This is a genomic window from Rhizobium sp. C4 (assembly GCF_021026315.1).
GTDB lineage: Bacteria > Pseudomonadota > Alphaproteobacteria > Rhizobiales > Rhizobiaceae > Ensifer_A.
On the sequence record NZ_JAJNCX010000024.1, the window covers coordinates 1 to 20313 of the forward strand.

Sequence of the window (20313 nt, forward strand, 5' to 3'; positions counted from 1 at the left end):
AGCGCTCCATCAGTGGCCTCTGGAACACAATTGGGCGCGTCCTCAAACTCTTCACGCCAAACGAATGCCAGAACTATTTCGCCGCCGCTGGATACGATGCAACATGATCGGATTCCGATCTAGCAACTTGCGCCACCTGCGGCGGCGGCATGACATTGCGAACGGGGACGTCCAAAAATGGATCGGTCCATCGCTATTACACCTGCTCCAACGCCACGCGCGGCGGCAAAAGTGTCTGCACGGGGCGTTCGATTCGCATGGACACGCTCGACGAACTCGTGATCGAACATATCTCCGACAGACTTCTCACCTCTAGCCGTCTCGCTGAAATCCTGTCGACCGTCTCCGCCGGCCGGGCCGCGAAAGCCGCCGAGGTCGACGGTCGCATCATTCGCCTGCAATCCGACCTGACGGATGTCGAAACGCGCCTCAAACGAATTTACACGACAATTGAGGACGGTATCGCCGAAATGGACGATATTCTGCGAGACCGCATCGGATCCCTCAAGGTTGACCGCGAACGCATCCAGGCCTCGCTCGACCGTGCCAGAACCCATGCGGTGCCCGCTTCGCACATCCCGCCAGCCGTTATCGAAGAGTTCGGACGAATGATGCGGGCGAACATAACCTCCGGCGATGTTAAGTTCCGCAAGGCAGACATTCAATCCGTCGTCGATCAGGTCGAGGTCGAGGTCGGCGACAAACAGGTGAAAATCATTGGAAGCAAGACTTCAATTCATCAGGCGATGAGCGGCGGCAAAAAAAATGGCCGAGTGTTCGCAGATTTGAACGTAAGTGGCACGCCCTAGGGGAGTCGAACCCCTCTTTTCAGAATGAAAATCTGACGTCCTAACCGATAGACGAAGGGCGCATGCCTTGTCGCTTGAGGTCCTCGTCGAACCGTCTCGCGATGTGGCGTCCTTATAGTCAGGCTTCCGGATTCCCGCAAGACGAAAATTGCAGTTTTCGACAGGAAGGCAGCGGATCGCAGTAGATTCTTGAAGAGCCAAAAGATGAAGCCGGTCAGTATGCTACGCGAACATCTTCACGTGTCATGTGAGAACTGCGGATCGATGAGGCAACAATTTCAAAGGGGGGAGAGAGTGGCACGCCCTAGGGGAGTCGAACCCCTCTTTTCAGAATGAAAATCTGACGTCCTAACCGATAGACGAAGGGCGCATGCCGTTCCGCTTAAGGTTCGCTGTCGAACCGTCTCGCGGTGTGGCGACCTTATAGTCAGCGGAATTTCATCCCGCAAGCGAGAAATTCGCGTTTTTCAAAAAAAATTCATGAACGTTGGCCGGCTGCCGCTTCGTGACGCATTCGGAAATGAATTCAGCTTCTTAGCGGAACTCAGCGATGCTTCTTCTTCTTGCGATGGCAGCGCCAGTCCCAGTCGCGCTGGTCGCCGGTGTCGATATGCACGGAGTTGGTGTAGCAATAAGTGCCGACGCCGCCGCGTTCGGGGAGCGCGCGCAGGAAATTGGCGAGCTCCCATTTCGAAACGCCGTTGACCTGGATATCGGCCGCGTTGCAGGTCGTGTGCAGGGAGTGTTCCGCGCCGCCGGACTTGGAGTTCCACACCGGCGGACGATAGCCGGAGGTGACGATCGGCGGCTTGCCGTAATGCTTCTCCACCGTGTGGAGCATCTTCATCAGCTCGGGCTTGAAGCAGTCCGTCTCGACATAGGGCGTCTGGATCCAGATCCCGTTCGGTGCGACGCGCGCCAGACCGGGCGCCGAGATCAGCCGCATCAGGCCCGCGGGTTCGCTGTCATCTGCGCTATCATCGCCGGTGTCGCCATCGTCGCCTTCGCCTTCGACGGCTGCAGGCTTGGGCTTGGGCGGGAAGAATGCATTGAGCTTGGCGACCGGGCGGCTGCCGTCGTCCGGCGTGGCGCTCAGCGGATTGGCCGGCTGCGGCGTCTGCAGGCGCAAGGGGTTTGCCGGTTCCAGCTTGTTGGTCTGCTCCTGCGCCTGCGGCTGGCTGAAGCGGCCGGCGTTGAAGTCCTGCGCCGGCGGCTCGGTCGGCATCGGCACGGCCGCCGGATTCTGCGGCTGCATGGTGAAGAGGCTCGCCACCTTTGCCGGCTGCTGCGTTTCCGCAGGCGTCAGCACGCGGCCGCCCTTGGGCGTCGCAGGGTGGTCTTCGGGTGCGGCGGTGTCGGAGACTGCCGCGGGCGCGGCCTGTTCCGCGTCCGGAGCAGCGGCCTCGGTCTCTGCCGGCGTATAGATATTGATGACGGACGGGTTGAAGCTCGGGGCGGGAACCGATGTCGGGACCTTCACGCCGCTCTTCTCTGCGGCTGCGGCTTCTTCCGGCTTCGGCGGCGCGGTCGAGAAAATGCTGCCGCGCGCGGCGTTCAGCGCCACCTGTATCTGCTGGTCGCGATTGGTCGGCCGGAAGGCGGCGGCATTCCTCGGGATCGGGATTGCGCCCATGCGCGCCTGCGTCGCGGCGGCGATGACGGCCTGCTGGTCTGCCGCGACCGGCTCGCCATTGCGGATTTCGACTTCCTGCGCGGTCTCCGGATTGATTGCGAGCCGCTGGGTCTTGGGTGTTGTGGAATTCTGCGTGCTCTTGAGGCTCTGCGCCTTCGGCTGCTGCGAACGGGCGTCGGCAACGAGCTTGGGGTCGAAGGAGCTTTCAAACGAAGAAGACATGCAACCCGACAGCGCAAGCGCTGTCAGCAGTCCGGTGGATAGGGCATAGAGCCGCCGTTCCGCCGATCCTTTTGGCTGCTGCTGTTTCAAACGCGGGGCTCCCAAATCTCAAACTGGCGCAAATTTCTAAGGAAAGGCCCGGGCGATGTAAACTGCCCGGGCCTCCCGTTGCGTCAATTTGAGAAGTCGCGCATGAAACCCTTAAGGATATCAGGGGTATGGCGCCTTCAAAAAAATGTCAGATCACCACGTTCCGGTGTTCTTCATGGACACCCAGGGCTCCTGCGGTGCCAAACTTTTGCCTTTTTGCAGAATCTCGAAGGAGATGTTGTCGGGCGAGCGGATGAAGGCCATGTGACCGTCGCGCGGCGGGCGGTTGATGGTGACGCCATGTTTCGCGGCATTCTCGCAGAAGGCGTAGATGTCATCGACTTCATAGGCGAGGTGGCCGAAGTTGCGACCACCGGTATAGGCTTCCGGATCCCAGTTGTAGGTGAGCTCCAGGCAGGGCGCGCCGGTTTCGGCGGCATTGGCCTTGTCTTCCGTTGCTGCCAGGAACACGAGGGTGAAGCGTCCGGCCTCGTTTTCGATCCGTCTTGTTTCTTCAAAGCCCATGACATTGCGGTAAAATGCCAGCGATGCGTCAAGATCGGTCACGCGGACCATGGTGTGCAGATAGCGCATAGGGGTGTCCTTCCGTTGGTGGCCGCAATCATATGCGACCGGCTAAAGCCTGAGGCAAGCCCGCAATGTCACGAATGCAGCTGTGGAAGACGCGAGTCGCTGGGGTTAATTGCAAACTGGCACTTGCACTGAAACCCGAACACATTGTTAATCTTTGTGGCGAGAATCAGTTAACCGTGATTGCATGTGACGCGTAAACGAGGGGCAACGGGAAATGGCGGACAGAATATCGACGAAAGATATTTCTACTGTTGACGACGTCTCCGGTGAATCCGTTGAACTCATTGAAATCACCGGTGTCGTGAAGTGGTTTGACGTTGCCAAGGGTTTCGGCTTCATCGTGCCCGACAATGGCATGCAGGATGTTCTTCTTCATGTGACCTGCCTGCGCCGGGATGGCTTCCAGACGATTCTCGAAGGCACACGCATCGTGGCGCTGGTCCAGAAGCGCGACCGTGGCTACCAGGCCTTCCGCATCCTCTCCATGGACCAGTCGACGGCGGTGCATCCGTCGCAGCTGCCGCCGGTCAAGACCCATGTCCAGGTCACGCCGACAAGCGGGCTTGAGCGCGTGCTGGTCAAGTGGTTCAACCGCACCAAGGGCTTCGGCTTCCTGACGCGCGGCGAGGGGACCGAGGATATCTTCATCCACATGGAAACGCTGCGCCGCTTCGGCATGACGGAGCTGCGCCCCGGCCAGACCGTGCTGATCCGCTTCGGCGATGGCGAAAAGGGCCTGATGGCCGCGGAAATCCATCCGGATGTTCCGGCTCCGCCGGCACGCTCGCACTGATGCGATCGTTCTCTTCGCTCTCTCGGATCGCGGGCGCGTTTTGCGCGCTCATGATTCTCCTGATCGTCTCCCTTCCGGCTGCCGCCGAAGGCTTGCCGGTCAGCGCGCTGAAGATCACCGGCAGCAACGGGAAATCGCATGAGTTCAAGGTCGAGGTTGCCGCGTCCGCTCCGACGCGGGCCACGGGTCTGATGAACCGCAAGTCGCTTGCCGCGGGCGAGGGCATGATCTTCATCTTTCCGCAGCCCAAGGACGTCATGATGTGGATGAAGGACACGCTCATCCCGCTCGACATGCTGTTCATCGACACGAGCGGCAAGGTCATCAATATCGCGGAAAACACCAAGCCGATGGACGAGACGATCATCCCGTCGCGCGGATTGTCGGCCTATGTGCTGGAACTTGCCGGCGGCGAAGCGCGGCGACTGCATCTTGCCGCTGGCGACAAGCTGAGCGGTGCCGCACTCGCCTTCAAGGCCAAGGATTGAGGGTAGACTGCCGCTCGTGCACGGCCTGACGCGCACACTGTTGGTCCAGTCCCGACGAGTGCTGCTTAACTCGTTGTTTTTCCGCATCTGGCTGCTGCGATTCCGCTCCACACTTTTGCGTCCCATCCGCCAACTTTGCTGTTGCGGTGGTGATTTCAAGCGTGTATCAGCGGGGCTCGACTATGACGGAGTGTAGCGCAGTCTGGTAGCGCATCTGGTTTGGGACCAGAGGGTCGGGAGTTCGAATCTCTCCACTCCGACCATTCGAAATGGCTGAAATCCCTGATCTCTTTGATTTTTATGGGTTGCGGTCAGCTTTCTGTTACAAAGTTTGTAACAAAAGAGGCTGGCTCGGCAGGCAATGACACATACCTTCTGGACCGCCATGGGCGCCATCTGGCCCAAGTCGCCTGATCCCGAAGGGGCTTCGATCCTCCCTCGAAAATAACTTTGCGCGCAGCATGACAAATTGGTGCGGCAGGGCAATTCTGCTGGACAACCCCCAGGCGCACAACAAGCGGCGGCTGCAGCTTATTGCAGGACTAGGACGGGGATGAGGTTCGTTCGTTTATTCAGCTCGTATCAGCATTGCCTCCGACGACATTACCGCTACAATCGTGGTGTCGAATGACGGATAGCTTTGGGAGGAGTGATACGTGAGACGGATGTGGCCAGATGAATACGCCTTTCTGTTGGACCAAGCGGAAGAGGTAGACCTTCATATTCCGCCGGCGGTGCAGGACGATGGTTCGCCCGGAAAGGCGATAACGCGCAAAGCGTTGAAAGTTCGCATCAGCCAGCAGGACTTCGAGAAAATCTGGCCCCTTGCCGAGGCTCGCTATCGCGTTGGTGGGCGGCTCCTGGGCAAAGCGATCACGCTGATCACCTCCAATCCGCATTATCGGAACTGGCATCCGTCCGACGGCGGCAGTGTCGAGAACATATCCGACAGCGGCCAGCATTACACGACCAACTATGTGATCGTGCACTTTCTCCTGGACGACGTTCGGGAGACAGCCGAAGCCTGAGAGCAAGGCAATAGTTTCTCTGTACTTTTCCAGTTGAGCGCCCTGTCGCATGGCGGGCGCTCAACGAAGGCATTTTTGCCTGGTCGAATGGAGAGTTCAAGCCGCGCCGCCATCCGAGACCGCTCCGCAGCCGACTTTGGGCCCTTGAAGGCTGAGCAACTTCCTCACGTCGCTCGAAGCTGCAGCGAGTTTGGCTGCCGCTTAAAGGCGTTGCCCTCAGGCGAAGTCCATCGTTCTGAGAACCCGTTCAATCGTGCCCAGAAACAGGCCTTTCAGAAGATCGACACCGCTCACTGCCGAGACAAACACACCCATTCGGTATGTGCTCAAGGCTGAATCGGTGATGGGTACGAATTTCAGCTTTCGTTCTTCGATTTCATCCAGAAAACCGATCTTCGTGTAGATGCCGACCACCTGTTTCGACAGGATCGCCTGCTTGGCGATCGAGAGCGTGTTGGTGAAGATCTGCGTCTTGAGCAGCGACGCCACCGAGGCGATTTCCTGGTCGACGATCGAACTTCGGCCTCTGGCTCTGGGTGTCGCCACCAGCGAGTAAGCCGACAAATCTTCCACCGAAATGCTGCTGCGTTCCGCAAGAGGGTGGTCGATCGACAGGATGACGCCGAAGGGGGCCGGCTTCTGTGCGACGATGCGCAGGTCCGGATGAATCAGCTTGGTGAAGCCGATCCCGACATCGGCCTCGCCGGCCACGACCGATTGCTGGACTTCGTCATACATGCCGACATTGATCGACAGCGATATGCCGGGATAGGCACTGCAGAATTGCTCCAGAACCTTCGGAAGGAAGCTGAAGGCGACGGAATCGATCGCCTGAATGCTGAGATGACCGGTCTTCAGGCCGCGAATGTCGCCAAGCAGGGCCTGCGTCTGCTCGAAATCGTAAAGCGTCTTGCGGCAATGTTCGAGAATGATCCTGCCCGACGTTGTCAGCTCGACGCCTTCCGGCGAGCGGTCGAGCAGGCGCACGCCCAGCTCGCCCTCCACCTGAATGATCTTCCGGTTCACCGATGTCGATGTGACGTTGAGAACATTGGCCGCCTTCCGGATAGAGCCCTGGCGCGCGACTTCATCAAGATAACGCAGGAAAACCGTGTGCATCCGTCAAGCCCCATGTGGTGCGAAATGTGCACCACTGTTGGTAGGAAATAACTCTTCTTGTGTCACCTGCCGCGGGACTACTGTCAAGCAAAGGCACAAAACAAGCCGGGGAACTTCAAGACGTCATCTCAAACTGTGGAGGCAGATTCCATGACCACTCGCATTTCAGACGACCTTTCGCGCCGCTCCCTTCTCAAGGGACTGGGCTTTGCTGCGGCCGGGGCCTTGTCGGGGGCGTCCCTGTCTTTCGGGACAGCCCGCGCCGGTGACGAATTCACGGTCCGCATGCAGCTTGGCTGGCTCGCCAGCAATGGCATTCTGGGCGAAGTGGCCGCCGACAAGCTCGGCTATTTTACCGCAGAAGGCCTGAAGCTCGAAATCGTGCCTGGCGGCCCGAATATCGATGGCGTTGCGGCAATTGCCAGTGGCGCGGCCAATCTCGGCCAGCTGTCCTCAAGCCCGTCGCTGATGATGGCGCGTTCGCAGGGCATTCCGGTCAAGTGCATCGCCGCCGGCTACCAGAAGCATCCCTACACCTATTTCTCGCTGAAGAAGAAGCCGATCAGCAAGCCGCAGGACATGATCGGCAAGGTCATCGGCACCCAGGCGACGGGCCGCATTCTGCTGCGCGCGCTTCTGGCCAAAAACGGCATCGCGGAAAAGGATGTCGAGATGAAGGTCATCGGCAGTGACATGACACCCCTGATGACAGGCCAGGTCGACGCGATCACCGGCTGGCTGACCAATATCGACGCGCTCGCAATCCTCGGCGACCAGCGTGTCGACCTGACGCTCTGGGATGCCGGCATTCATCTCTACGCCAATCCCTATTATGTCTCCGACAAGACGCTGGCCGAGCATCCGGACAAGCTGCAGGCGACCATCCGCGCGATTGCCAAGGGCTGGGGCTTCGTCCACGACAATCCGGAAAAGGCCGTCGAATACCTGGTCGAGCGCTTCCCGAACCTCAACAAGGAAAGCGAGATGAAGGCAGTGCGCCCGATCATCGCCTATTCCTTCAACGAGACCACCGCCAAGGCCGGCTGGGGTGCGATGACGCGCGAGAACTGGCAGGCGCAGATCGACACCTATGACCAGCTTGCCCAGTTCGAAAAGGGTGCACCGAAGGTCGATGACGTCATGACGCTCTCGGTGCTTGAGGCGACTGCCGCCACACGTCCGGCCTATGGTTGAGGTGGGGACATGCAAGTGGCCTCGTCTCCTGCCGCAGGCTCAGTCCCGATCGCGGCATCCCTCAGGAACGCGACCGTCAGGTTCGCGACATTCACGGCGATCGACAAGATCAGCCTCGATATCGAGGATGGAGCCTTCTACTCCATTCTCGGCCCCTCCGGATGCGGCAAGTCAACGCTGCTCCGGCTGATCTCGGACCTGATCCCGGCGGCCGAAGGCGAAGTGACCGTCTTCGGCAAATCGACGGAAGAGGCGCGGCTGGCGCGTGAATTCGCCTTCGTGTTCCAGGAGGCAACCCTGCTTCCCTGGCGCAGTGCGATCGACAATGTCCGGCTGCCGCTGGAAATCGGCCGCAGCCGTGGCCTGAAACTGCCGGTCAGCGAGCGCTCGCCGGCGGAGCTTCTGGAACTGGTGGGTCTCAAGGGGCGCGAAAATGCGCTGCCGCACGAATTGTCCGGCGGTATGCGCCAGCGTGTGGCAATCGCCCGTGCGCTGGTCTGCAAGCCGAAGCTCCTCCTGATGGACGAGCCCTTCGGTGCTCTGGACGAGATGACGCGCGACCATATGAACCTCGAACTCCTGCGCATCTGGCAGGAGACGGGCGTGACGATCCTCTTCGTCACGCATTCGATCCCGGAGGCCATCTTCCTTGGCCAGAAGGTCCTGATGCTGAAGGCCAATCCCGGCCGGGTTCGGGAGATCGTCGATATCGATTTGCCTTATCCGCGCGAGATCGCGCTACGCGATACGCTCGAATTCACCCGTTACTCCGCGCGTCTGCGGCAGCTTCTGGAGACATGCTGATGGCTGCGACACAAGACATGACCCGGCCTATCCCGCTGCGCCCAAGGAGCAGTCCCATGCAAAAACTCGGCGGCGGCGTGCCGCTTCCGATCCTGACCGCTGTCGGGCTGATCCTCCTTTGGGAGGCCGGCGTGCGCGGCTTTTCCGTGCCCTCCTATATCGCCCCGGCGCCGAGCGATATCGCCCGGGCGCTGGTCAACGATTTCCCGCTGCTGATGCGCAATTTCTGGCCGACGCTGTTTGAAAGTCTGCTCGGCTTTGCGGTTGGCAATCTCGGCGCCGTTCTGATCGCCATTGCCTTCGTCCATAACAAGACGGTCGAAAAGGCCTTCTTTCCAATCGCGGTCTTCATCAACACCGTGCCGATCCTCGCCATTGCGCCGATCCTCGTGCTGATCTTCGGCGGCGGGCTGACGGCAAAGGTGGTGATTGCAGCGCTCATCTGTTTCTTCCCGACGCTCGTCAACATGGTGCGCGGGCTTGAAGCGGTGACCCCGCAGGTGATGGAACTGGCGCGCATTCTGTCCGCGTCCAAATGGGAAATCTTCTGGAAGATCCGGCTGCCGTCGTCGCTGCCATTCCTCTTTGCCGCGCTCAAGATCGCCGCAACCACCAGCGTCATCGGCGCCATCGTCGGCGAATGGGTCGGCGCGGACAAGGGGCTCGGCACGCTGATCATCGACGCGACCTTCAACTTCCGTGCCGCGCAGCTTTACGCAACCGTGCTGATGTCCTCGGGCCTGTCGGTCGTCATGTTCGCCAGTGTGGCGATTGCCGAGAAGCTGCTCATCCGCTGGGAACACAAATAACGCAACGCAACCACATCGGCTGCCTGAACCCGCAAAGGCGGGCAGGGCGGAGCTATTGGGAGAGACAACCATGTCCGACAGAGCAAGAGACCATATCACCGTCAAAAGCGAAAACGTGCCGGTCGTCGCCGATTGCGATGTGGTCGTCATCGGCGCAGGCCCGGCCGGCCTTTCGGCCGCCGTTTCGGCCGCCCGCAACGGCTGCTCCGTCGTGCTGGTCGAGCGCTACCATCACCTCGGCGGCATGGCCTCCGGCGGCATGGTTCTGGTGCTCGACGACATGGTCAATGACGGGACCGAAATCGTCACCACCGGCATTGTCAGCGAGTTTGTCGACCGGCTGAAGCGCCAGGACGCCGCCGTCTATCCGCCGCCGGAAGATTGCGTGACCAGCTGGGACATGTGGCGCAAATGGTCGCGCTGGGGCTGCATCGACTTCCACAAGACCGGAACGCCGCAGCCGATCATCCATGCCGTCGCCTTCGACCCCGACGCCTGGAAGCGGGTCAGCCTCGACCTGGTGCGTGAGGCCAATATCCAGCTGCGCCTGCATAGCTGGTTCTGCGGAACGGTCGTCGAGGACGGGAATGTCAAGGCCGTGATCTGCCAGACGAAGCTCGGCCGGCAGGCGATCCGCGCGAAAATGGTGGTGGATGCCTCGGGCGATCTTGATGTCGCGGCCTCTGCGGGCGCGTCCTTCCTCAACGGGCAATATATCGTCACCACCGTCTTCCGGCTCTGCGATGTCGACACGGATGCGGCGGAAGCCTTCGAATACGAGAACCCGGAGGCCTACAAGGAGCTCGACCGCAAGGCGCGGCGCATCATCGGCGGGGCCTGGGGCATGTGGTGGCTGAAGACGCCGCTGCCGGGCATCGTCTGGTGCAATTGCCCGCATATGCCGGGTTTCGACGGTCTTTCGCCGGAAGATATGGTCGCAGCCGAAATCCAGGGGCGCGACCGGATGATGGCGCTGCTCGAATTTGCCCGCGCCAATCTGCCGGGCTTCGAGAAAGCCAAGATGCTGGGTGCGGCCGAGCAGATCGGCATCCGCCAGACCCGGCTCCTGCAGGGCGAATATGTCGTGACCCGCGACGACGTCAAGAACCGTCGCTATTTCGACGATACGGTCTGCCGTGGCCGCGACTATTACACGCCCTACCGGGCGCTGCTGCCGCGCGGCATCGACAATCTCATCGTCGCCGGCCGTCACTATTCGGCGGAAAGCGAAGCCCAGAAGCTCTCCCGCGAAATCCCGCCCTGCATGGCGCAAGGCGAGGCGGCCGGCGTTGCCGTTTCGCTCGCGCTCGAAGGTGGCCACGCGCTTCGCCATGTGGAGGCAGCAAAAATCCAGGCGCGCATGCGTGCGCAAGGCGCCGATCCGGGTGATCGCCCCTCCGCCAATGCGCTCATCGAACCGCGCTCCGTTGCAGTCTGAAAGAAGGAAAACACCATGGTTCATCCACTTGAGGGCGTGCGCGTCATCGATTTCACGCAAGTCATGCTCGGCCCCTGCGCAACGCAGATGCTGGCCGATTTCGGCGCCGACGTGATCAAGATCGAACGGCCGGGGGCGGGCGATCTCTCCCGCAATTTCATGGGCGATGCGAGCGAGGCGGGGCAGAACAATGCCGTTTTCTGCTCGCTCAATCGCAACAAGCGCTCCGTGGAGATCGATACCAAATCGGATGCCGGGCGGCAGATGGTCTATGATCTCGTCCGTGTCTCCGATGTCGTGGTCGATAATTTCCGCGCCGGTGTCATGGATCGCCTCGGTTTCGGCTATGAGACGCTGAAGACCATCAATCCGCGCATCATCTGCGCCTCCGGCACGGGCTTCGGCGAGAAGGGGCCTTATGCGCACAAGGGCGGGCAGGACGTTCTGGCGCAGGCCATGACGGGCGTCATGGAAAAGACCTCCGATCCGTCCATTCCGCGCTCGATCTACCCCACGACGCTCTGCGACTACACGGCCGGCATGCATCTCGTTCAGGGCGTGCTCGCCGCACTTCTGACGCGCGAGAAGACCGGGCATGGGCAGAAGGTTTCGGTGTCGCTCTATGACTCGATTATCGCCATGCAGATGCAGGAGGCGGCGCAATGGTCGAAGCATCGCGAGATCCTGAACTGGGCCGCCATGCCGCTGACCGGCCTCTTCGATGCGATCGACGGCCCGCTCGTGATTGTGGGCGCCTTCAAGCAGAATCCGCTGCGCGACATCTGCGCGGCTCTGGGTCTCGAGGATCTGTCGCCGCAATATCCCGATCTTGCCAGCCAGCGCGCCAACAAGCCCTTCCTGCAGGACACGTTCCGGCGGCAGATCGCGACCAACACGGTCGCGCACTGGCTGGCGCGGCTCGAGGAGCAGGATCTTCTTTGCGCGCCGGTGCGCTCGCTCGGCGTGGCGCTCGACGATCCGCAGACCGCGATCAACGACATGTTCATCGACATCGACCATCCGGTGATCGGACCGTTGCGGCTCCTTGGTTCTCCGGTGCATCTGAGCGACGCCCCGGTTGTGCTGCGTCATGTTCCGCCGCGTCTTGGCGAGCATACGGATGAGGTGATTGCCGAATTCGGCCTGGTGCGCGACAAGCGGAGGGCGGCGGTATGACGGTCGGCTTTTCTATTGCCGGCGGCGTTGCGCGCGTCACGATCGAACGCCCGGACCGGATGAATGCGGTTGATGCCGACACATCGGAGGAACTGGAACGCATCTGGACGGCAATCGAAGCGGATGAGACCGTGCGATGCGTCGTGCTGACGGGCGCGGGAAACCGCGCCTTTTCGGCAGGTGCCGATCTCAAGTCCGACAACGGAAAGACCGGCCTTGAATATTGGGCGGAGGCGAACCCGGCCGGTTTCGGCGGCATTGCCTGCCGCGAAAGCCTGATGGTGCCGGTGATTGCCCGCGTCAACGGGCTGGCGCTGGGCGGCGGTCTGGAAATGGTGCTCGGCGCCGATATCGTCATTGCCGCAGAGCATGCGCGTTTCGGTCTGCCCGAGGCCAAGGTCGGCCGCCTGCCGCTCGATGGCGGCATGGTGATGCTGCAACGCCTCATTCCGCGCAATATCGCCGCCGGCCTGATGATGACCGGGCGGATGATGAGCGCGCCGGAGGCCGCGCGTCTCGGACTGGTCAACGCCGTCGTCCCCGAAGCGGAACTCGATGCGGAAGTCGAGCGCTGGGTGAGCGATATCGTCGCCTGCGCGCCGCTGTCGCTGAAGGCCATCAAGCGATCGATCCGCGCAACGGCGCATCTGGCAAGCGCTGACGCGCGCGGTTTGAAGACGCCCGAGCTCATTGCCGCGCTGACATCTGCCGATTCCCAGGAGGGCGTTGCAGCCTTCCGCGAGAAGCGCGCGCCGCAATGGACGGGCAGGTAAGCGGCCATGACGCTCGTCATCAAAAGCGAATGTATCGACGTGAAGGACGGCGCCTGCGCCGCGGTCTGCCCGGTCGATTGCATCTATGAGGGCGAGCGGATGTTCTACATCCACCCGAGCGAATGCATCGAATGCGGCGTCTGCGAGAGCGTCTGTCCGGTCGATGCCATCCGCTTCGAGGACGAGATCGTCGCTGCGGATCAGAGCTTCATTGCCATCAATCGCGAGGTCTTCGCCGATGCCGAGGGGGGCCTGATCGCGCCCGGCGGCTGGAGCCGCAAGAGCACGCCGCTGCGCGACCATCCCGCTGTCGCCACGCGGCCAACGAAAAACTAAATCGAGAGGAAACTTCCATGCAAGGTGTGATTGCCGCCGTTCCGACGCCGCTTTCGGCGGATCTTGAACCTGTTCGCGCGCCTTTTATCGCCCATTGCCGATGGCTGCTGGCAAATGGCTGCGACGGGCTGAATATTCTGGGCTCGACGGGTGAAGCCAATCTCTTCGATGGCGAAACGCGCCGCAGCGTGATGCGCTGGGCGGCCGAGGATCTGCCGCGGGACCGCCTGATGGTCGGAACCGGGACGCCGTCGCTCATGGAAACCATCGACCTCACGCGTCATGCCGCAAGGCTCGGCTATCCGATCGCGCTGGTTCTGCCGCCCTATTATTACAAGCCGCTCACGGATGACGGGCTCGTGGCCTGGTATCTGGCCTTGCATGAGGCGCTGGGCGACAGCGCCATCGAAGTCTATTTCTACAATTACCCGCAGATGACGGGCATCACCATTCCTGCCGAGGTGATCGCGCGTCTGCGGCAGCACGCGCCCGCACGGTTCGCGGGCATCAAGGACTCCTCCGGCGATCTTGCCTATTGCCGGGCGCTTGCGACCTGTTTTGAAGGCTTTGCGGTCTATCCCAGTTCCGAAGTGTCGCTCGGCGAGGCGCTGGCGTCCGGCTTTGCCGGCTGCATCTCGGCGACAACGAACCAGACCTCCGCGCAGTCCGCCAAAGTCTGGCGGGATCGTCATGCACCAGCAAAAACTGACTTGGATGAAATTTCCGCTGTTCGCAGCGCCATTGCCGGCCCGGCGCTGGTGGCGTCCGTCAAGTCTCTCGTGGCAGAGCGGACAGGCGATCCCATATGGACACGCGTCATGCCGCCTTTCGTGGCACTGAATGACGAGCAGCGCGCTGTTCTCGTGAACAGTGTTCGCCGGGTCACGCCTGCGAATGTCGAGGCAGGAATCCTTCAACGAGTTTGACGAATGGACAGAAACATTGGGCTCCGAGCGTCTGACCGGCGCTCGGCCCGACGGCATAGCCAATAACGTCAACATTCTCGAAATGAACGGCGAAAGGTATGCGCTTGGTCTGACCGCCTTCTACGATTCGCAGAAGCAAGAACCGATCTTCGCGCCGGGAGCAAACGGGCGTGACGCAGTGCAGACCGGCATACACGTCCATAAGGAATTTCGACTTACGGAACTCGGATTGACGTTTATGTCTGCCGTTACGGGCAGGCTTGATTGATCAACCGCGCCTTCGTTCTTGGCAGGAACGGTAACAGGATTCGAGCGGGCCGATCTGATCCGATATTCTTATTGCACTCGCGGACCCTAACGGCTATGAGAACTGCAGAAATAAATGAACAGAAAGCAGCCCGTTACAGCGTTATAAAAGTCGGAAATAAGTGTTGAAGTTCAAACGCCTATGCGATTTTGGATCTCTCTACTCCGACCGTTTCGAGCCTGTTTCGCGGACGCGAATTTTGTGGCAGGAATGATGCGGGGCCGGAATCGGCGATGCGTCGTTCGGGTCACTGGGTTCACTTCATGTCGCCTGGTTCATCAGGACCGGGTTGAAAACCAAGAGTTTGAAGATGTCGGCAAAGATCTATCGTCCCGCAAAGACCGCCATGCAGTCCGGCAAGGCCAAGACCCATCTGTGGGTTCTGGAATTCGATCAGGAAGCACCGCGCGTGATCGATCCGCTGATGGGCTATACGGGCTCCGGCGACATGCAGCAGCAGGTGAAGCTCAGCTTCGAGACGCGCGAAGCGGCTGAGGCCTATGCCAAGGCGAATGGCATTGCCTATCGTGTGGTGGAGCCCAAGGAAGCGACCCGCAAGCAGGTCTCCTACACCGACAATTTCCGCTATACGCGCACCCAGCCCTGGACGCATTGAGGCTGGCGCTGTTTTCAGTGTGTCGCGTGTGATGTGCGACACCTGAACAAAGATCGGGGCAGGGCGTATCGCTCCTCTCCGTCAGTGGTCCCTTAGCTCAGCTGGATAGAGCAAGTGCCTTCTAAGCACTAGGTCGCAGGTTCGAGCCCTGCAGGGATCGCCATGATCTCCCGAGCAACGACACATCCATTATATAAAGGGATTATGCCGATCCGGTGTTTCTCTGCCTCATCGTCATAACCGGTCTGATTCCGCCCGCCGGCAGCGGCTGGTTCGGCCCGCGGCAACCGATTTACGATCTTTATGTGCCCGTCCGCCGGGCAAGGCCTGGCGAGTTCGGCAAACGCGGCGTTCAGTAACAGGACGAGCGGCGGTGCCAGAAATGACGGGTTCTTGAACATTCAAGGCTCCGGAGTTGTGCCACCACCCAACCCCGGATTTCCATGATCAGCTGAAGGCTGCCATCTGCATTTTCGAGCGGGGGCAGCGCAGGAAGGCGGGATCGAGATCGACGGCGCCTTTCAGCCAGGGTTTCAGGGTTTCCGCCGTCAGCGACATCGTGCCGTCGTGGCCCATCCTGCCGACAAGGTTTTCCGGCTCGTCGAGGCCGACCGTGCATTTGACGATGCGGCCGTCGCGCCGGATCACGAAGGCATTCGGCTTGCCGGCGTAGCAGACATAACAGGCGGTTGCGGGCAGGACGTCATCCATGCGGCCCTCCAGCCGCTCCATCAGTTGCGCCTTGACTTCGGCGGCCTCCTTCCAGCCATAGACGTTGAGGCTCTTGTCATTGGCGCCGCCCAGCTGTTCGATGGTCTTGAAGAAGATGCGGAAGCGCGGGTCGCCGCCGAATTCCGCCTTCAGCTGGTCGGTGAATTCGAAGACATGGTCGATATTGTCGCGCGAGTAGTGAACGCGGAGATTGATCGCGAAGTCGAGATCGCTGGCGCGCAGCTCGAGCATGTTGGCCCAGATGCGCTCGAAAGTGCCGCCGCCGGCGCGGCTGACGCGCGTGCGGTCATGATGCTCGCCAAAGCCGTCAATGGAGACCTGGAACGATCCGACGCCCGCCTGCAGCAGTTTTTCCATCATCGCGGCATCGAGAAGATAGCCGTTGGTGGACATGCCGCTGACGAATTCCAGATCGGCATAGCGTTCGGCCAGGTCGCGCGCATGGCTGGACAGATCGATGACGATGTCATGTGCCAGAAGCGGCTCGCCGCCGAACCAGCCGAGACGCAGATAGTCGAGATCGGGCGCGCGGCGGTCGATCAGCGTCCTGATGCTCTCGACGAGCTCGGGCTTCATCTTGCCGTCGGTGAAGGTTTCATAGCAATAGGTGCAGCGGAAGTTGCACTGTTCGATCGGCAGAAGCGTCAGGTCGAGCAGGCGGTTGGAAAACAGGATTGCGGGGTTCACGTCGCCGGTCATGGGTCTCTCCTCATTGTTCTGACAGGACATGCCGTTGCGGGAGCCGACCCGGACGATCCGCCCGGGTCGGCCAGTCGCGCATCACTTGCAGCTGCAGTTGTCGAAGATGCCCGAGGTGCCCTTCAGCGACAGCGACAGGTTCTGCGGCTTCAGCTTGCCGGCCAGTGACACTTCGGAGAGCGCATCGGAGCGGGTACAGCTGCAGTTGTCGAAGATGCCGGCACCGGCGGGGTCGACGCGGCGGATGTTGTCGGCAAGCGATTTCACCACGCTGGCATTGGAAATGATGACCTTGCCGTCCGCGGTGAAGGTGAGGTCGTCGGTCGAGAAATTCAGTTTGTCAGTCATATCGTCCTCCAGTCGGTTGCAATGTAATTTATGATTGTATTGCGATTTTTATACTATCATTAAGAGTATTGAATGAATACCTGCAATTTGCAGGGGCAGGCTGGAGGCCCAGCGGTCGGGTGGAGGGGAAGGCGATAAAAATCGGCAACAAAAAAGGGCCCGTTGAAGGGCCCTTTCGTCATTGCAGCGTCTTGCAACGTGTCAGTGCAGGATCTGGCTGAGGAACAGCCGGGTGCGTTCGTGCTGCGGATTGTCGAAGAACTCGGCGGGCGAGTTCTGTTCGACGATCTGGCCTTGGTCCATGAAGATCACGCGGTTGGCGACCTGGCGGGCAAAGCCCATTTCGTGGGTGACGCAGAGCATGGTCATGCCTTCTTCGGCAAGGCTCACCATGGTGTCGAGCACTTCCTTGACCATTTCCGGGTCGAGCGCCGAGGTCGGTTCGTCAAAGAGCATGATCTTCGGCTTCATGCAGAGCGAGCGGGCGATTGCCACGCGCTGCTGCTGGCCGCCGGACAGCTGGCCCGGATACTTGTTGGCCTGTTCCGGGATCTTGACGCGCTTGAGATAGTGCATCGCGATCTCTTCGGCTTCCTTCTTCGGCATCTTGCGGACCCAGATCGGCGCCAGCGTGCAGTTTTCGAGGATCGTCAGATGCGGGAAGAGGTTGAAGTGCTGGAACACCATGCCGACTTCGCGACGGATTTCGTCGATCTTCTTGAGGTCGTTGGTGAGTTCGATGCCGTCGACGACGATCTTGCCCTTCTGGTGCTCTTCCAGACGGTTGATGCAGCGGATCATCGTGGACTTGCCGGAGCCGGACGGGCCGGCGATGACGATGCGCTCGCCCTTCATGACCTTGAGATTGACGTCACGCAGCACGTGGAAGTCGCCGTACCACTTGTTCATGTTGGTGATTTCGACGGCGACGTCCGTTGTGGAGACCGCCAGTTTTTGTGCCTGGGCCATTTGGATTTCCCTTTTCTTATCGTTTGTGTCCGGTGTCGAGGTGCCGCTCCATGAAGGCGGAGTAGCGCGACATGCCGAAGCAGAAGAGCCAGAAGATAAAACCTGCGAAGATAAGCCCGGTCAATGGTGTCACGGGCGTCAGCCATGTCGCGTCGCCGAAGCTTGCCTTCACGATGCCGAGCAGGTCGTACATGTTGATGATGGAGACAAGCGAAGTATCCTTGAACATGCCGATGAAGGTGTTCACGATGCCCGGAATGACCAGCTTGATCGCCTGGGGAAGGATGACGAAGGTCATCTTCTGGAAATAGCTGAGGCCGAGCGAATCCGCACCCTCATACTGCCCCTTCGGGATCGCCTGCAGGCCGCCGCGGATGACTTCCGCCATATAGGCGGCCGCGAAGATCGAGACGCCGACCAGCGCGCGGACGAACTTGTCGATATTCGTGCCCGGCGTCAGGAACAGCGGCAGAAGAACGCTGGCCATGAAGAGCACGGTGATGAGCGGCACGCCGCGCACCAGTTCGATGAAGGTCACGCAGGCCATCTTGACGATCGGCATTTTCGACCGGCGTCCGAGTGCCAGAAGGATGCCGATCGGCAGCGAAACCGCAATGCCGATGAAGGACAGGATCAGCGTCACCATCAGGCCGCCCCAGAAGGACGTCTCGACGAAGGGCAGGCCGAACACGCCACCGAGCAACAGGACCGCGGAGACGATCGGCAGGACGATCAGAAGCAGGATCGCGTTCAGCCCCTTGCGCGGCACCTTGGGGATGAGGAGCGGTGTCAGTGTTGCCACGAACAGGATCGCCACCGTGATCGGCCGCCAGAGCTGGTCGCGCGGGTAGGAGCCGACCATGAACTGCGTGAACCACGCATTCACATAGGCCCAGCAGGCGCCATGCCAGGTGTCGGGCAGGGTGCCGCCCTGCGCGACCGTGGCGCAGGCCAAGCGGTTCGTTCCGGTCCAGACCGCCTCGATGAACAGGAAGTCCACCACATTGATCAGGAACCACACGACAACGAGGAGCGCGATGATGGAGATCACCGAGTCCTTGACCGAGGCGAAGAGGTTCCGTTTCAGCCAGCCGAGAACGGTGCTGTCGCCGCCCGGCGGCGGTGCCGGCTGCAGGAAGGTTTCGCGGAGATAAGCCAGATTGTCTGTCATGTCAGCGCTCCACCAAAGCCATCTTCGTGTTGAACCAGTTCATGAACAGTGACGTCGCGAGACTGATCGTCACATAGACCCCCATCCAGATCGCGATGATTTCGATCGAATGGCCGGATTGGTTGAGGATCGTGCCGCCGACGGCGACAAGGTCCGCAAAGCCGATTGCGACGGCCAGCGACGAGTTCTTCGTGAGGTTCAGATACTGCGACGTCAGCGGCGGAATGATGATTCTCAGCGCCTGTGGCAGGATGATCAGGCGCGTCGTGAGACCAGGACGGATGCCGAGCGCGGCTGCCGCCTCAGACTGCCCCTTGGACACGCCCTTGATGCCCGCCCGCACGATTTCGGCGATGAAGGCGGCGGTGTAGAAGGAAAGCGCCATGTAGAGCGACAGGAATTCAGGACCGACGACGGTGCCGCCGCGCATGTTGAACTTGCCGAGCACCGGCGGGTCGAAAGTGATCGGCGTGCCGAGCGCGATGAAGGTCAGCACCGGCAGGCCGATGATGAGCGCAAGCGAGACCAGAAGGATCGGCGAGGCCTTGCCGGTCGCCATCTGCTTCTTCCTCGCCATGGCGCGGTAGATGAGTGAAATGATGATGCCGACCACAAGTGCTGCCGGGATCAGCCAGAAACGCTCGCCGAAGACCGGCGCCGGCATGAAGATGCCGCGGTTGCTGACATAGACCGAGAGCGGCAGGCTCAGCGACTGGCGCACATCGGGCAGCAGCGACAGCACGCCCTTGTACCAGAAGAAGATGACGAGCAGCGGCGGGATGTTGCGGAAGACCTCGACATAGACCGTGCAGAGCTTGGCAATCAGCCAGTTCGACGACAGGCGCCCGATTCCGACGAGAAGGCCGATGATGGTCGCCGTGATGATGCCGCAGACGGCAATGATGATCGTGTTGATGAAGCCCACGAGCAGGGCGCGGGTAAACGGCGAGTCGCTTGAATAAGGAATGGCCGATTGGGCGATGTCGAAACCGGCGCGGCCGGTGAGAAAGCCGAAACCGGCTGTCATGTTGGCGCGTGCGAGGTTCTCGGCGACGTTGGACGCCGCATACCAGATCAGCCAGGCGATGAAGGCACAGGTCAGAACCTGATAGATGATCTGGCGCAAGACCGGATTGTAGAGCAATGAAGTTGCAGAACGACCGCCATCGTCCCGCACATCTGTGCTGGTCACCATATTTTTCCCCTGTTCCGCGGCCCTTTTTTCCGGGCTTGTTTTAG

At 60.6% G+C, this 20313-nt stretch carries 21 protein-coding genes, 4 tRNA genes and 3 pseudogenes; 17 read left to right on the top strand and 11 right to left on the bottom strand.

What is annotated here, in order from left to right; all coding sequences use genetic code 11:
• Together LQK84_RS23755 and LQK84_RS23760 are read left to right on the top strand one after the other, a co-directional pair.
• Nucleotides 1-107 (top strand): annotated as a pseudogene (locus LQK84_RS23755) (IS630 family transposase); the annotation flags it as partial.
• A gap of 21 nt (nucleotides 108-128) precedes the next feature.
• Nucleotides 129-809 (top strand): annotated as a pseudogene (locus LQK84_RS23760) (zinc ribbon domain-containing protein); the annotation flags it as partial.
• On the opposite strand, the gene LQK84_RS23765 reads toward LQK84_RS23760, so the two are convergent.
• The 4 genes from LQK84_RS23765 to LQK84_RS23780 form a co-directional block, all read right to left on the bottom strand.
• A tRNA-Glu gene (locus tag LQK84_RS23765) sits at nucleotides 797-871 on the bottom strand. The pseudogene LQK84_RS23760 and the gene LQK84_RS23765 sit on opposite strands and share 13 nt — an antisense overlap.
• A 233-nt stretch (nucleotides 872-1104) precedes the next feature.
• Nucleotides 1105-1179: transfer RNA gene (locus tag LQK84_RS23770), tRNA-Glu, on the bottom strand.
• A 174-nt stretch (nucleotides 1180-1353) separates the two neighbouring features.
• Nucleotides 1354-2754: a YcbK family protein gene (locus LQK84_RS23775; RefSeq protein WP_230831285.1), complete on the bottom strand. Its 1401-nt coding sequence runs from the start codon at nucleotides 2752-2754 to the stop codon at nucleotides 1354-1356.
• A 153-nt stretch (nucleotides 2755-2907) separates the two neighbouring features.
• Nucleotides 2908-3348, bottom strand: a complete 441-nt coding sequence (locus LQK84_RS23780; protein WP_230831286.1) for a VOC family protein — start codon at nucleotides 3346-3348, stop codon at nucleotides 2908-2910.
• A gap of 214 nt (nucleotides 3349-3562) precedes the next feature.
• Between LQK84_RS23780 and LQK84_RS23785 the strand changes: the two genes are divergently transcribed.
• The 4 genes from LQK84_RS23785 (at nucleotide 3563) to LQK84_RS23800 (ending at nucleotide 5657) form a co-directional block, all read left to right on the top strand.
• Complete coding sequence (locus LQK84_RS23785; RefSeq protein WP_230831287.1) at nucleotides 3563-4141, top strand: cold-shock protein; 579 nt, start codon at nucleotides 3563-3565, stop codon at nucleotides 4139-4141.
• A 50-nt stretch (nucleotides 4142-4191) separates the two neighbouring features.
• Entirely contained in the window at nucleotides 4192-4629 is a 438-nt protein-coding gene (locus LQK84_RS23790; protein ID WP_230831288.1) for a DUF192 domain-containing protein, read from the top strand.
• A 186-nt stretch (nucleotides 4630-4815) separates the two neighbouring features.
• Nucleotides 4816-4892 (top strand) — tRNA-Pro (locus LQK84_RS23795).
• A 402-nt stretch (nucleotides 4893-5294) separates the two neighbouring features.
• The gene (locus tag LQK84_RS23800; RefSeq protein ID WP_230831289.1) at nucleotides 5295-5657 is read left to right on the top strand and encodes a hypothetical protein; all 363 of its coding nucleotides are present in this window, start codon (nucleotides 5295-5297) and stop codon (nucleotides 5655-5657) included.
• Between the two features lie 216 nt (nucleotides 5658-5873).
• Here the strand turns inward: LQK84_RS23800 and LQK84_RS23805 are convergent, their stop codons facing one another.
• Nucleotides 5874-6776: a LysR family transcriptional regulator gene (locus tag LQK84_RS23805; RefSeq protein WP_230831290.1), complete on the bottom strand. Its 903-nt coding sequence runs from the start codon at nucleotides 6774-6776 to the stop codon at nucleotides 5874-5876.
• A 150-nt stretch (nucleotides 6777-6926) separates the two neighbouring features.
• On the opposite strand from LQK84_RS23805, the gene LQK84_RS23810 reads away from it, so the two are divergent.
• The 11 genes and pseudogenes from LQK84_RS23810 to LQK84_RS23860 all read left to right on the top strand — a co-directional run bounded on the left by LQK84_RS23810 (nucleotide 6927) and on the right by LQK84_RS23860 (nucleotide 15318).
• Nucleotides 6927-7970, top strand: coding sequence for an ABC transporter substrate-binding protein (locus LQK84_RS23810; protein WP_230831291.1), 1044 nt, complete (start codon nucleotides 6927-6929; stop codon nucleotides 7968-7970).
• A gap of 9 nt (nucleotides 7971-7979) precedes the next feature.
• Nucleotides 7980-8774: an ABC transporter ATP-binding protein gene (locus tag LQK84_RS23815; RefSeq protein WP_230831292.1), complete on the top strand. Its 795-nt coding sequence runs from the start codon at nucleotides 7980-7982 to the stop codon at nucleotides 8772-8774.
• A 56-nt stretch (nucleotides 8775-8830) separates the two neighbouring features.
• Entirely contained in the window at nucleotides 8831-9583 is a 753-nt protein-coding gene (locus tag LQK84_RS23820; protein WP_230831293.1) for an ABC transporter permease, read from the top strand.
• A gap of 70 nt (nucleotides 9584-9653) precedes the next feature.
• A complete protein-coding gene (locus tag LQK84_RS23825) occupies nucleotides 9654-11021 on the top strand; it encodes an FAD-dependent oxidoreductase (RefSeq protein WP_230831294.1) in 1368 nt (455 codons plus the stop codon).
• 15 nt (nucleotides 11022-11036) lie between these two features.
• On the top strand, nucleotides 11037-12197 hold the full coding sequence (locus LQK84_RS23830; protein WP_230831295.1) for a CaiB/BaiF CoA transferase family protein: 1161 nt from the start codon (nucleotides 11037-11039) through the stop codon (nucleotides 12195-12197).
• Nucleotides 12194-12970 carry an enoyl-CoA hydratase-related protein gene (locus LQK84_RS23835; protein ID WP_230831296.1) on the top strand — a complete coding sequence of 259 codons (777 nt, stop codon included), beginning with the start codon at nucleotides 12194-12196 and terminating at the stop codon, nucleotides 12968-12970. The genes LQK84_RS23830 and LQK84_RS23835 overlap by 4 nt, the downstream gene beginning before the upstream one ends.
• A 6-nt stretch (nucleotides 12971-12976) precedes the next feature.
• On the top strand, nucleotides 12977-13306 hold the full coding sequence (locus LQK84_RS23840) for a 4Fe-4S dicluster domain-containing protein (protein WP_230831297.1): 330 nt from the start codon (nucleotides 12977-12979) through the stop codon (nucleotides 13304-13306).
• 17 nt (nucleotides 13307-13323) lie between these two features.
• The gene (locus LQK84_RS23845; protein WP_230831298.1) at nucleotides 13324-14232 is read left to right on the top strand and encodes a dihydrodipicolinate synthase family protein; all 909 of its coding nucleotides are present in this window, start codon (nucleotides 13324-13326) and stop codon (nucleotides 14230-14232) included.
• Nucleotides 14228-14338: pseudogene (locus tag LQK84_RS23850) on the top strand (AAA family ATPase); the annotation flags it as partial. The gene LQK84_RS23845 and the pseudogene LQK84_RS23850, both read left to right, overlap by 5 nt.
• 511 nt (nucleotides 14339-14849) lie before the next feature.
• Nucleotides 14850-15155: an ETC complex I subunit gene (locus LQK84_RS23855; RefSeq protein ID WP_230831299.1), complete on the top strand. Its 306-nt coding sequence runs from the start codon at nucleotides 14850-14852 to the stop codon at nucleotides 15153-15155.
• Between the two features lie 86 nt (nucleotides 15156-15241).
• A tRNA-Arg gene (locus tag LQK84_RS23860) sits at nucleotides 15242-15318 on the top strand.
• On the opposite strand, the gene LQK84_RS23865 is transcribed toward LQK84_RS23860, so the two are convergent.
• The 6 genes from LQK84_RS23865 to LQK84_RS23890 all read right to left on the bottom strand — a co-directional run bounded on the left by LQK84_RS23865 (nucleotide 15284) and on the right by LQK84_RS23890 (nucleotide 20269).
• A complete protein-coding gene (locus LQK84_RS23865) occupies nucleotides 15284-15556 on the bottom strand; it encodes a hypothetical protein (RefSeq protein ID WP_230831300.1) in 273 nt (90 codons plus the stop codon). The two genes, LQK84_RS23860 and LQK84_RS23865, sit on opposite strands and share 35 nt — an antisense overlap.
• A 46-nt stretch (nucleotides 15557-15602) precedes the next feature.
• Nucleotides 15603-16586 (bottom strand): radical SAM protein, encoded by a 984-nt coding sequence (locus LQK84_RS23870; protein WP_230831301.1) that lies wholly within the window; start codon nucleotides 16584-16586, stop codon nucleotides 15603-15605.
• Nucleotides 16587-16667: 81 nt separating this feature from the next.
• The gene (locus LQK84_RS23875; RefSeq protein WP_230831302.1) at nucleotides 16668-16934 is read right to left on the bottom strand and encodes a hypothetical protein; all 267 of its coding nucleotides are present in this window, start codon (nucleotides 16932-16934) and stop codon (nucleotides 16668-16670) included.
• 201 nt (nucleotides 16935-17135) lie between these two features.
• Nucleotides 17136-17903 (bottom strand): amino acid ABC transporter ATP-binding protein, encoded by a 768-nt coding sequence (locus tag LQK84_RS23880; protein WP_230831303.1) that lies wholly within the window; start codon nucleotides 17901-17903, stop codon nucleotides 17136-17138.
• Nucleotides 17904-17919: 16 nt separating this feature from the next.
• Nucleotides 17920-19074, bottom strand: coding sequence for an amino acid ABC transporter permease (locus LQK84_RS23885; RefSeq protein ID WP_230831304.1), 1155 nt, complete (start codon nucleotides 19072-19074; stop codon nucleotides 17920-17922).
• Between the two features lies 1 nt (nucleotide 19075).
• Nucleotides 19076-20269 carry an amino acid ABC transporter permease gene (locus tag LQK84_RS23890; protein ID WP_230831305.1) on the bottom strand — a complete coding sequence of 398 codons (1194 nt, stop codon included), beginning with the start codon at nucleotides 20267-20269 and terminating at the stop codon, nucleotides 19076-19078.
• Between the last annotated feature and the right edge of the window lie 44 nt (nucleotides 20270-20313).

Coding starts and splice junctions, on each gene's coding strand:
- LQK84_RS23780 (WP_230831286.1), bottom strand. CDS start 3,348: ATGCGCTATCTGCACACCATGGTCCGCGTGACCGATCTTGACGCATCG.
- LQK84_RS23785 (WP_230831287.1), top strand. CDS start 3,563: ATGGCGGACAGAATATCGACGAAAGATATTTCTACTGTTGACGACGTC.
- LQK84_RS23790 (WP_230831288.1), top strand. CDS start 4,192: ATGATTCTCCTGATCGTCTCCCTTCCGGCTGCCGCCGAAGGCTTGCCG.
- LQK84_RS23800 (WP_230831289.1), top strand. CDS start 5,295: ATGTGGCCAGATGAATACGCCTTTCTGTTGGACCAAGCGGAAGAGGTA.
- LQK84_RS23805 (WP_230831290.1), bottom strand. CDS start 6,776: ATGCACACGGTTTTCCTGCGTTATCTTGATGAAGTCGCGCGCCAGGGC.
- LQK84_RS23810 (WP_230831291.1), top strand. CDS start 6,927: ATGACCACTCGCATTTCAGACGACCTTTCGCGCCGCTCCCTTCTCAAG.
- LQK84_RS23815 (WP_230831292.1), top strand. CDS start 7,980: ATGCAAGTGGCCTCGTCTCCTGCCGCAGGCTCAGTCCCGATCGCGGCA.
- LQK84_RS23820 (WP_230831293.1), top strand. CDS start 8,831: ATGCAAAAACTCGGCGGCGGCGTGCCGCTTCCGATCCTGACCGCTGTC.
- LQK84_RS23825 (WP_230831294.1), top strand. CDS start 9,654: ATGTCCGACAGAGCAAGAGACCATATCACCGTCAAAAGCGAAAACGTG.
- LQK84_RS23830 (WP_230831295.1), top strand. CDS start 11,037: ATGGTTCATCCACTTGAGGGCGTGCGCGTCATCGATTTCACGCAAGTC.
- LQK84_RS23835 (WP_230831296.1), top strand. CDS start 12,194: ATGACGGTCGGCTTTTCTATTGCCGGCGGCGTTGCGCGCGTCACGATC.
- LQK84_RS23840 (WP_230831297.1), top strand. CDS start 12,977: ATGACGCTCGTCATCAAAAGCGAATGTATCGACGTGAAGGACGGCGCC.
- LQK84_RS23845 (WP_230831298.1), top strand. CDS start 13,324: ATGCAAGGTGTGATTGCCGCCGTTCCGACGCCGCTTTCGGCGGATCTT.
- LQK84_RS23855 (WP_230831299.1), top strand. CDS start 14,850: ATGTCGGCAAAGATCTATCGTCCCGCAAAGACCGCCATGCAGTCCGGC.
- LQK84_RS23865 (WP_230831300.1), bottom strand. CDS start 15,556: ATGTTCAAGAACCCGTCATTTCTGGCACCGCCGCTCGTCCTGTTACTG.
- LQK84_RS23870 (WP_230831301.1), bottom strand. CDS start 16,586: ATGACCGGCGACGTGAACCCCGCAATCCTGTTTTCCAACCGCCTGCTC.
- LQK84_RS23875 (WP_230831302.1), bottom strand. CDS start 16,934: ATGACTGACAAACTGAATTTCTCGACCGACGACCTCACCTTCACCGCG.
- LQK84_RS23880 (WP_230831303.1), bottom strand. CDS start 17,903: ATGGCCCAGGCACAAAAACTGGCGGTCTCCACAACGGACGTCGCCGTC.
- LQK84_RS23885 (WP_230831304.1), bottom strand. CDS start 19,074: ATGACAGACAATCTGGCTTATCTCCGCGAAACCTTCCTGCAGCCGGCA.
- LQK84_RS23890 (WP_230831305.1), bottom strand. CDS start 20,269: ATGGTGACCAGCACAGATGTGCGGGACGATGGCGGTCGTTCTGCAACT.